General features: G+C 72.1%; 8 protein-coding genes. 2 read left to right on the plus strand and 6 right to left on the minus strand.

Annotated elements, in window-relative coordinates:
• Positions 1-125: 125 nt before the first annotated feature.
• The 4 genes from ABTZ99_RS43840 to ABTZ99_RS43855 form a co-directional block, all read right to left on the minus strand.
• On the minus strand, positions 126-1,577 hold the full coding sequence (locus tag ABTZ99_RS43840) for a glutamate synthase subunit beta (RefSeq protein WP_499619051.1): 1,452 nt from the start codon (positions 1,575-1,577) through the stop codon (positions 126-128).
• On the minus strand, positions 1,570-6,057 hold the full coding sequence (gene gltB, locus ABTZ99_RS43845; protein WP_499619053.1) for a glutamate synthase large subunit: 4,488 nt from the start codon (positions 6,055-6,057) through the stop codon (positions 1,570-1,572). The genes ABTZ99_RS43840 and gltB overlap by 8 nt, the downstream gene beginning before the upstream one ends.
• Before the next feature lie 382 nt (positions 6,058-6,439).
• On the minus strand, positions 6,440-6,652 hold the full coding sequence (locus ABTZ99_RS43850; RefSeq protein WP_498779519.1) for a hypothetical protein: 213 nt from the start codon (positions 6,650-6,652) through the stop codon (positions 6,440-6,442).
• 140 nt (positions 6,653-6,792) lie between these two features.
• Complete coding sequence (locus ABTZ99_RS43855) at positions 6,793-7,497, minus strand: VIT1/CCC1 transporter family protein (RefSeq protein WP_499619055.1); 705 nt, start codon at positions 7,495-7,497, stop codon at positions 6,793-6,795.
• Between the two features lie 133 nt (positions 7,498-7,630).
• Between ABTZ99_RS43855 and ABTZ99_RS43860 the strand changes: the two genes are divergently transcribed.
• Entirely contained in the window at positions 7,631-8,362 is a 732-nt protein-coding gene (locus tag ABTZ99_RS43860; protein ID WP_499619057.1) for a peptidoglycan recognition protein family protein, read from the plus strand.
• Here ABTZ99_RS43860 and ABTZ99_RS43865 read toward each other — a convergent pair.
• Together ABTZ99_RS43865 and ABTZ99_RS43870 are read right to left on the minus strand one after the other, a co-directional pair.
• Entirely contained in the window at positions 8,283-8,828 is a 546-nt protein-coding gene (locus tag ABTZ99_RS43865) for a hypothetical protein (protein ID WP_498779514.1), read from the minus strand. The two genes, ABTZ99_RS43860 and ABTZ99_RS43865, sit on opposite strands and share 80 nt — an antisense overlap.
• A gap of 43 nt (positions 8,829-8,871) precedes the next feature.
• A complete protein-coding gene (locus ABTZ99_RS43870; RefSeq protein WP_498779512.1) occupies positions 8,872-9,222 on the minus strand; it encodes an ArsR/SmtB family transcription factor in 351 nt (116 codons plus the stop codon).
• 93 nt (positions 9,223-9,315) lie between these two features.
• On the opposite strand from ABTZ99_RS43870, the gene ABTZ99_RS43875 reads away from it, so the two are divergent.
• Positions 9,316-10,166, plus strand: an 851-nt coding sequence (locus ABTZ99_RS43875; protein WP_499619059.1) for an SDR family NAD(P)-dependent oxidoreductase, incomplete at its 3' end; no start/stop codon positions are given.

Consider the following 10,166-nt stretch of genomic DNA (forward strand, 5'->3'; position numbering starts at 1 on the left):
CTGCCCCAAACGTCCCCACCGGTTGCCCCCCCGCCGCTTGACAACCCCCGCGCCCCCGCCCCCCCTTGCCGGCCCCCGCGGCAAGGCCGACCCCGGCCGCACGTCGTTGTGCGGCCGGGGACGAGTCACACGAGCGGCCGGTCGGTCGGCTCGATCGGCCTGGGCAGCACGGAGCGGCCCGTCAGGTAGGCGTCCACGCCGGCGGCGGCCGAGCGGCCCTCGGCGATGGCCCACACGATCAGCGACTGGCCGCGGCCCATGTCGCCGGCCACGAACACGCCGTCGACCGAGGTCGCGAACTCCTCGTCCCGCGCCACGTTGCCGCGCGCGTCGAGGTCGACGCCCAGCTCGGTGAGCAGGCCGTCCTTCTCGGGGCCGACGAAGCCCATCGCCAACGTCACCAGCTGCGCCGGGATCTCCCGCTCGCTGCCGGGCACCGGCTCGAACCGCCCGCCGGACGCCTCGACCTCGACCAGCTTCAACGCCCGCACCGCGCCCTCGTCGTCACCGAGGAACTCGACGGTGGACACCGAGTACAGCCGCTCGCCGCCCTCCTCGTGCGCCGACGTGACCCGGTAGAGCATCGGGTAGGTCGGCCACGGGTGCGCCTCGGCGCGCTTCTCCGGCGGCCGGGGCATGATCTCCAGCTGCGTCACGGACAACGCGCCCTGGCGGTGGGCCGTGCCGACGCAGTCCGCGCCGGTGTCGCCGCCGCCGATGACGACGACGTGCTTGCCCTCGGCGGTGATGGGCGGCACCTCCAGCTCGCCGCGCGCCACCTTGTTGGCCCCCGGCAGGTACTCCATCGCCTGGTGCACGCCCGTCAGCGACCGGCCGGGCACCGGCAGGTCGCGCCACGCCGTCGCGCCGCCGGCCAGCACCACCGCGTCGTAGGACTCCCGCAGCTCCTCGACCGTGACGTCGACGCCGACGTTCACGTTCGTCCGGAACTCGGTGCCCTCGGCGCGCATCTGGTCGAGCCTGCGGTCCAGCCGCCACTTCTCCATCTTGAACTCGGGGATGCCGTAGCGCAGCAGCCCGCCGATCGCGTCGGCCCGCTCCAGCACCACGACCGAGTGACCGGCGCGGGTCAGCTGCTGCGCGGCGGCCAGGCCCGCCGGCCCGGAACCCACCACGGCCACCGAACGGCCGGTGCGCGCGACGGGCGGCTGGGGCGTGACCCAGCCCTCGTCCCACGCCCGGTCGATGATGGAGATCTCGACCCGCTTGATGGTGACGGGATCGCCGTTGATCCCCACCACGCACGCGGCCTCGCACGGCGCCGGGCACAACGTCCCGGTGAACTCCGGGAAGTTGTTGGTGGCGTGCAGCCGTTCCGAGGCCTTGCGCCAGTCGTCGCTGAACACCAGGTTGTTCCACTCGGGGATCAGGTTCCCCAGCGGACAGCCCTGGTGGCAGAACGGGATGCCGCAGTCCATGCACCGGCCGGCCTGCTTCTCCAGCTTGGGCCGCTCGAACTCCTCGTAGACCTCGCGCCAGTCGCGCAGGCGCAGGAAAACGGGACGGCTGCGCGGGGTCTCACGCTCGGTGGTGAGGAACCCACGAGGGTCAGCCATGAGACGCCTCCATGATCGCTTCGTTGACGTCCCGGCCCTCGAGCTCGGCCCGGGCCTGTGCCGCCAGCACCCTCTTGTAGTCCTTCGGCATGACCTTGGTGAACCGGTCCACCGCCAGGTCCCAGTCGGCCAGCAGCGCGTGCGCCACCGCCGAGTCCGTTTCCAGGTAGTGCTTCTCCACCGCGCGCCGCAGGAACTCGCGGTCCGACTCGTCCACCGGGTCCAGGTCCACCATCTCGGGGTTGACCCGCGGCACGGCCGCGTCCAGCACGTAGGCGATGCCGCCGGACATGCCCGCGGCGAAGTTGCGCCCGGTCGCGCCGAGCACGACCACCCGGCCGCCGGTCATGTACTCGCACCCGTGGTCGCCGACGCCCTCGACGACGGCCAGCGCGCCCGAGTTGCGCACGCAGAACCGCTCGCCGACCTTGCCGCGCAGGAAGATCTCGCCGCCGGTCGCGCCGTAGCCGATCACGTTGCCGGCGATGATGTGCTGCTCGGCGGCGAACTGCGCGTCGGGCACCGGCCGGACGACGATCCGCCCGCCCGACAGGCCCTTGGCCACGTAGTCGTTCGCGTCGCCGATGAGCCGCAACGTGATGCCGCGCGGCACGAACGCGCCGAACGACTGCCCGGCCGTGCCGGTGAACGTGATGTCGATCGTGTCGTCGGGCAGGCCCTCGCCGCCCCACCGCTTGGTCACCTCGGAGCCGAGCATGGTGCCGACGGTGCGGTTGACGTTGCGCACCGGCAGTTCCAGCCGCACCCGGTCGCCGGAGGCGATCGCGCCCTCGGCGAGCTGGATCAGCGTGTTGTCCAGCGCCTTGTCCAGCCCGTGGTCCTGGGAGGTGGTGCGGTGCCGCGCCGCGCCCTCGGGCAGCGACGGCACGTGGAAGATCGGCGACAGGTCGAGCCCGGCCGCCTTCCAGTGGTCGACCGCGGCCCGCGTGTCGAGCAGGTCCGCGTGCCCGACGGCCTCGGCCAGGGTGCGGAAACCCAGCTGCGCCAGCAGCTCCCGGACCTCCTGCGCGACGAACTCGAAGAAGTTCACCACGTGCTCGGCCTTGCCCGCGAACTTCGCCCGCAGCACCGGGTTCTGCGTGGCCACGCCGACCGGACAGGTGTCTAGGTGGCAGACCCGCATCATGACGCAGCCCGAGACGACCAGGGGAGCGGTGGCGAAGCCGAACTCCTCCGCGCCGAGCAGCGCCGCGATCACCACGTCGCGCCCGGTCTTGAGCTGGCCGTCGGTCTGCACCACGATCCGGTCGCGCAACCGGTTGGCCAGCAGCGTCTGCTGCGTCTCGGCCAGGCCCAGCTCCCACGGTCCGCCCGCGTGCTTGATGGACGACAGGGGTGACGCGCCGGTGCCGCCGTCGTGGCCGGAGATCAGCACGACGTCCGCGTGCGCCTTGGAGACGCCCGCCGCGACCGTGCCGACGCCGACCTCGGAGACGAGCTTCACGTGGATGCGCGCCGCCGGGTTGGCGTTCTTCAGGTCGTGGATGAGCTGCGCCAGGTCCTCGATCGAGTAGATGTCGTGGTGCGGCGGCGGCGAGATCAGGCCGACGCCGGCCGTGGAGTGCCGGGTCTTGGCGATCCACGGGTACACCTTCGCGCCGGGCAGCTGGCCGCCCTCGCCGGGCTTCGCGCCCTGCGCCATCTTGATCTGGATGTCGTCGGCGTTGACCAGGTACTCGCTCGTCACGCCGAACCGGCCCGAGGCCACCTGCTTGATGGCGCTGCGCCGCGAGTCGCCGTTGGCGTCGGGGGTGAACCGCTCGGCGTCCTCGCCGCCCTCGCCGGTGTTGGACTTCGCGCCCAGCCGGTTCATCGCGATGGCCAGCACCTCGTGCATCTCCTGCGAGATGGACCCGTAGGAGATGGCGCCGGTGGCGAACCGCTTCACGATGGACGAGACCGGCTCGACCTCGTCGATCGGCACCGGCTCGCGCACGCCCTCCTTGAACGCGAACAGCCCGCGCAGCGTCATCAGCCGCTTGGCCTGCTCGTCCACGCCCCGCGTGTACTCCTTGAAGATGTCGTAACGCCCGGTGCGCGTGGAGTGCTGGAGCTTGAACACGGTCTGCGGGTTGAACAGGTGCGCCTCGCCCTCGCGGCGCCACTGGTAGTCGCCGCCGACCTCCAGCTCGCGGTGGTGCGCCCGGACGCCGTCGGCCGGGAACGCCATCCGGTGCCGCCGCGCCACTTCCTCGGCGATGACGTCGAAGCCGACGCCGCCCAGCCGCGAGGTGGTGCCGGTGAAGCACGTGGCCACGACCTCGTCACCGAGGCCGATCGCCTCGAAGATCTGAGCGCCGGTGTAGGAGGCCACGGTCGAGACGCCCATCTTGGACATCGTCTTGCGCACGCCCTTGCCCAGCGCCTTGATCAGGTTGCGGGTCGCCACCTCCGGCTCGACGTCGGGCAGCTCCTCGACCGACGCCATGGCCAGGTACGGGTTCACCGCCTTCGCGCCGTAGCCGACGAGCAGCGCGATGTGGTGCACCTCGCGCGCGTCGCCCGACTCCACGATCAGGTCGACCTGGGTGCGGGTCTTCTCCCGCACCAGGTGGTGGTGCACCGCGCCGGTCAGCAGCAGCGACGGGATCGGCGCGTGCTCCTGGTCCACGCCCCGGTCCGACAGCACGACCAGCCGCGCGCCGTCCCGGATCGCCTGCGACACCTCGGCCCGGATCTCGTCCAGCCGCCGCACCAGCGCCTCGCCGCCGCCGGCCACCTCGTAGAGGCCGCGCACGGTGAACGTGCGGAACTCCGGCAGCGTGCCGTCGTCGTCCACGTGCACGAGCTTGGCCAGCTCGTCGTTGTCCAGCACGGGGAACGGCAACGAGATCCGGCGGCACGACGTGGCGTCGACCGACAGCAGGTTCGGCTCCGCGCCGAGCGTGGCGTGCAGCGAGGTCACCAGCTCCTCGCGGATCGCGTCCAGCGGCGGGTTGGTCACCTGGGCGAAGAGCTGCGTGAAGTAGTCGAACAGCTGCCGCGGCCGGTCCGACAGCGGCGCGAAGGGCGCGTCGTTGCCCATCGAGCCGATCGGTTCCGCGCCGGAGCGCGCCATCGGGCGCAGCAGCAGCGCCATTTCCTCTTCCGTGTAGCCGAACGCCTGCTGGCGGCGCACCAGGGACGAGTGCGTCGGCACCTCGCGCTCGCGCGCCGGGAGGTCGGCCAGGTGCAGGATGCCGTCGGCGACCCACTCCTGGTACGGGTGCTCGGCCGCGAGCTGCCCCTTGATCTCCTCGTCGTCGATGATCCGCCCCTGGGCGGTGTCGACCAGGAACATCCGGCCCGGCTCCAGCCGGCCCTTGCGCACGATCGTGGCCGGGTCGAGCTCCAGCACGCCCGCCTCGCTGCCGAGCACGACCAGGCCGTCCTCGGTGACCCAGTACCGGGCCGGGCGCAGGCCGTTGCGGTCGAGCACCGCGCCGATCAGCGTGCCGTCGGTGAACGCCACCAGCGCCGGGCCGTCCCACGGCTCCATGAGCGTGGAGTGGAACTCGTAGAACGCGCGCCGTTGCGCGTCCATCTCGGCGTGGTTCTCCCACGCCTCGGGGATCATCATCAGCACCGCGTGCGGCAGGCTGCGCCCGCCCAGGTGCAGCAGCTCCAGCACTTCGTCGAACGTCGCCGAGTCGCTGGCGCCGCGCGTGATGACCGGGAAGACCCGGGACAGGTCGCCGGGGATCAGGTCGGTGGCGAGCACCGACTCGCGCGCGTCCATCCAGTTCCGGTTGCCGCGCAACGTGTTGATCTCGCCGTTGTGCGCCACGTACCGGTACGGGTGGGCCAGCGGCCACGACGGGAACGTGTTGGTGGAGAACCGCGAGTGCACCAGGCCGATCGAGCTGGTGACCCGCTCGTCGGTCAGGTCGGGGAAGAACTTCTCCACCTGCGGCTCGGTGAGCATGCCCTTGTAGACGATCGTCCGCCCGGACAGGCTCGGGAAGTACACGTCGGTCGCGTGCTCGACGCGCTTGCGCACCACGAACGCCAGGCGTTCCAGTTCCAGGCCTTCCGCGCCACTGAGGAAGAGCTGGCTGAACGCGGGCATGGTGGTCTTCGCCGTGGGACCGACGTGGTCGGCGTCCACCGGCAGCGCGCGCCACCCGAGGACCGTCGCGCCCTCTTCGGCGGCGATGCGCTCGATCTGCTCCTTGACCTCGTCCTGACCCTCCTGGGGGAGGAACGCGGTGCCGACCGCGTAGCCGCCGGGCTCGGGCAAGGGGAAGCCGACGACCTCGCGGTAGAACGCGTCGGGCACCTGGATCAGGATGCCCGCGCCGTCACCGGTCTCCGGCTCGGCGCCGCGCGCTCCCCGGTGTTCGAGGTTGCGCAGCGCCACCAGGGCCTGGCTGACGATCGCGTGATTTCTGCGACCGGCCAGGTCGGCGACGAACGCGACACCGCAGGCGTCGTGCTCGTACTGCGGGTCGTAAAGGCCTTGCGGCTGGTGGTGGGTCACAACGGGCCCTCCCGTGGCGTCGTCCGGGCATACGGAGACGGCCGAACGCCCGCGCGCGGCTTTACGCGGACAGCTCGGCCTGCAGGTACTGGCTGTGGACCCACGCCCGAGAGATCGTCGGCGTGGGTTCCGCACTCCGTTGTGCGGGAGAACTGCACTTGCTCGTGCGCGCCTCGCGGCCGGATGGGGCCGTTCGGGAGCGCTTGGCGGTGCACCGGGATTGCCGGGGTCTTGTGACGATAGTGTGAATTCGCGGTTATGGCTCTAGTCCGACAGGGCGTCGTGGTGAATCACACCACTACTTGACGCCGTTCCGACCAACGGGGTACACCCGGTCGGACCAGAGTTTCGCTCACTTTCGGAACTTCAGTGCCGGGTGAAATCAGCTGCCGGCTCTTCTGGACTCCCGCCCGCAGCCCACCGCGACGACGAGGCACAGCGCCGCGAGCGCGCCCTGCCACCACGCGCCCTCGCTCACGGCCAAGATCACGTTGACGCCCGAGACCAGCGCGAACAGCGCCGCCAGCAGCGCCCAGAGCCGGCGTTCGGCCTTCGCGCCGCGCAGGAGGAGCAGTGATGTCGGTGGATGGGCCACGGCGCGCACCTCCGGTCCGGGCCTGCCGCGCTCGACGGCGACAAGTCGGCTGCGGGTACCCGCACTTTGCGTACCTCACACCTCCGGGTGGTGACTTTTTCCCGCGAACCACCGAGGGTGTGTGCGCTGCGTGATCACGGTCAGCCGACCGTTGCTCCGAACAGGAGGCCGACGTAGTACGTGACGATCATCGTGAGCGACCCGACGACCACGTTGCGGCGCACCGCGCGGCCGACGCGGCTCGACCCGAGGCGGGCGCTGACCACGCCGGTGAGCACCAGGCCGACCAGCACGGCCACCGCGCACGCCCACACCCGCCACCCGGTCGGCGGCAGCACGATCGCGACCAGCGGGATCAGCGCGCCCGCCGCGAACGCCACCAGCGACGCCCACGCGGCCTGCCACGGGCTGGTCAGGTTGTCCGGGTCGATCTGCAGCTCGGCCTCGGCGTGCGCGCGCAGGGCGTCCTGCTCGGTCAGCTCGCGGGCGACCCGCGCGGCGAGGTCCTCCGACAGCCCCTTGTCCTGGTAGATCTCGGCGAGCTCGCGTTCCTCCTCCTCGGGCATCTCGCGCAGCTCGCGCTCCTCGAGCCTGAGCGCGGCCCGCTCGGTGTCCCGCTGGGTGCTGACCGAGACGTACTCGCCGCCCGCCATGGACAGCGAGCCCGCCACGAGCCCGGCCAGGCCCGCCGCGAAGATCGCGGTGCGGTCGGTGGTGGCGCCCGCGACGCCGACCACGAGCCCGGCCGTCGACACGATGCCGTCGTTGGCGCCGAGGACGCCGGCGCGCAGCCGGTTGAGCCGGCCGGAGAGGTCGTCGCGGTGCGGTTCGCCGGGGTGCGTCATGACCGTGATCGAACCACCACTCGGCCAACGGGTGGCGTCGCTGCCGCGAACGGGTGAAAGCATGGACAGCGGGGGCGGGTTGCCCGCCGGGGGCCGGGGTGATCGGCTCCCGCCTGACGAATCAGGGGGAGCGGTGGTCAGCAGGCGTGCGGTGCTGCTCGGGGTCGGCGCGGTGGTCGGGTCGGTCGCGGCCACGTTGCCGCCCCGTGCGCCCCGACGGCGCATAGAGCGGTGCGCCGAGTGGGGTGCGAGGACGCCGGTCGACCAGCCGGTGACGTTGGGCCGCGGGCCGGAGCGGATCCTGGTGCACCACACGGCGACGGAGAACGTGGCGGACGGTTCGCGGCAGCACGCGCACGAGTTGGCGCGGTTCTTCCAGGCGCTGCACATGGACGCCAACGACTGGGGCGACACCGGGCAGCACTTCACCATCACGCGCGGCGGCGTGGTGCTGGAGGGGCGGCACGGCAGCGTGGACGCGTTGCTGGCCGGCGACCGGATGGTGGAGGGCGCGCACGCGTACGGGCAGAACCGGAACTCGATCGGGATCGAGAACGAGGGCACCTACGTCGACGAGGTGCCGCCCGCCGGGCAGTGGGACGCGCTGGTGTGGCTGTGCGTGGTGATCTGCCGGCAGTACTCGATCCCGCCGGCGGAGATCCACGGCCACCGGGACTTCTGGGACGGCACCGTGTGCCCGGGCGACGCCTTCCACGCGTTGCTGCCGAGGCTGCGCGCCGAGGTGACCCTGGCGGTGTTGGTCGGGCCGCGACCGGGCCGGGCGGTCAGCCGGCCTCGACGATCCGCCACTGCGGTCCGCCGACCCAGGTGGCCTCGAGCCGGGACCGGTGGCCGCCGCCGGTGAACTCGACCACGACGGCGTCCGCGGGCTGTTCGACGGTGGCGGCGAAGCCCTGGCGCGGGGTGGCCGAGATGGGCTCCATGTCCGAGGCGGAGAAGCTGATCGCGGCGACCCCGCCGTGCAGGGTGAAGCTGCGCAGGTAGACCGGTTCGCCGTCGCGCTCGGTCCAGGTGCCGTTCTCCGACGGCAGGGGTTGGGTGGTCGTGGTGGTGGTCGGCACGGCCGTCGTCGTCGTGGTCGGCGCGACGGTGGCGATCACCGCGACCGTGGTCGTGGTCGTGATGGGCGCGGCGGTGGTGGTCGTGGTGGTGGTCCGGGCGATCGCCGAGGACTGCGTGGGCCCGGCGACGACGCGCGGCCGCTCGGGCGCGCCCGCGTCCAGCACGAACCGGATGCCCAGCCAGGACAGCACCACCGCGACCGCCGTCGACGCCGACCACGCGGCGAAGTACTGCAGGCCCCTGGTCACGCGGACATCCTGCCGGCGGGACCGGCGTCGCGGACCCCTTCGCTCAGCACGCGGCGCCCGGGGTGGTGACGTGGTTGCCGACGTCGTCCCGGTCGGCGGCGGCGAGCACGGTGTCGAGCAGGTGCGGGAAGCGGGCGTCGATGTCCTCGCGGCGGAGCCGGATGAAGCAGCGGGTGCCCTCCTCGCGCCGCCAGGTCAGGCCCGCGGCGTTGAGCACCTTGAGGTGGTGGCTGAGCGTGGACTTGGCGACGGGCGCGTCGAACTCGCCGAAGTTGAACTCCTCGCCGTCGGCGAGCAGGCGGACCAGGCCGACGCGGAGGGGGTCGCTGAGCGCCGCCAGGACGTCGGTCAGGGTCAGCTGATCGACGTCCGGGTTGCGGTCGGCGTGGCGCACGTCTGCCAGTCTAGGTGTTCGATGTTTTGCGAACGTCGAACTGTCGGGGGTAGGTTGTTCGATGTTCACCGAACTTCGAACAAGGTGGGGATCATGGAGTTTGACGGGCAGCTCGCGCTGGTCACGGGCAGCACGGCGGGGATCGGCCGGGAGACCGCGCGGTTGCTGGCGGCCGGTGGCGCGACGGTGATCGTCACGGGGCGGGACGAGGCGCGCGGCGCCGAGACCGTGGCGTCGATCGAGGCGGAGGGCGGGCAGGCGAAGTTCCTCGCCGCCGACATGGCGGACCTGGGGTCGGTGCGGGCGCTGGCGGAGGCGGTCGGCGAGGTGGACGTGCTGGTCAACAACGCCGGCATCTTCCCGTTCGCGGCGACCGCGGACCAGGACGCGGAGGGCTTCCAGCGGCTGTTCGACGTGAACGTGCGGGCGCCGTTCTTCCTGACCGCCGCGCTGCTGCCGGGCATGGCGGCCCGGGGCCGGGGCAGCGTGGTCACCGTGTCGACGTCCGCGACCTCGTTCGCGGTGCCGGGTGCGGCGGCGTACTCGGCGACCAAGGCGGCCCTGGAGTCCCTGACCCGGACGTGGGCCGTGGAGTACCGCGGCACGGGGGTCCGCGTCAACGCGATCGCGCCGGGCGCCACCGTGACCGAGGGGACGCAGGCCCTCCTCCCCGACGCCGTCGACGAGACCGGCCGCAAGTCCCCGCTCGGCCGCACGGCTTCCGCGCGTGAGATCGCCGAGGCCATCGTCTTCCTCGCCTCGCCGCGCGCGAGCTACGTGCACGGCGAACTCCTCCAGGCCGACGGCGGCCGCACCAGAACGGAAGAGCACACGTCAGAACACCAGACACCCACTATAGAATCTAGTCACGGACCGAGGCCGCCGTCCAGGAGGCCATCGACGCAGTGGCGGGCGAGGGCTCGGCGGGGGGGGTGGCGGTGGGG

The organism is Actinosynnema sp. NPDC002837, assembly GCF_040295345.1.
Taxonomy (GTDB): Bacteria; Actinomycetota; Actinomycetes; order Mycobacteriales; family Pseudonocardiaceae; genus Actinosynnema.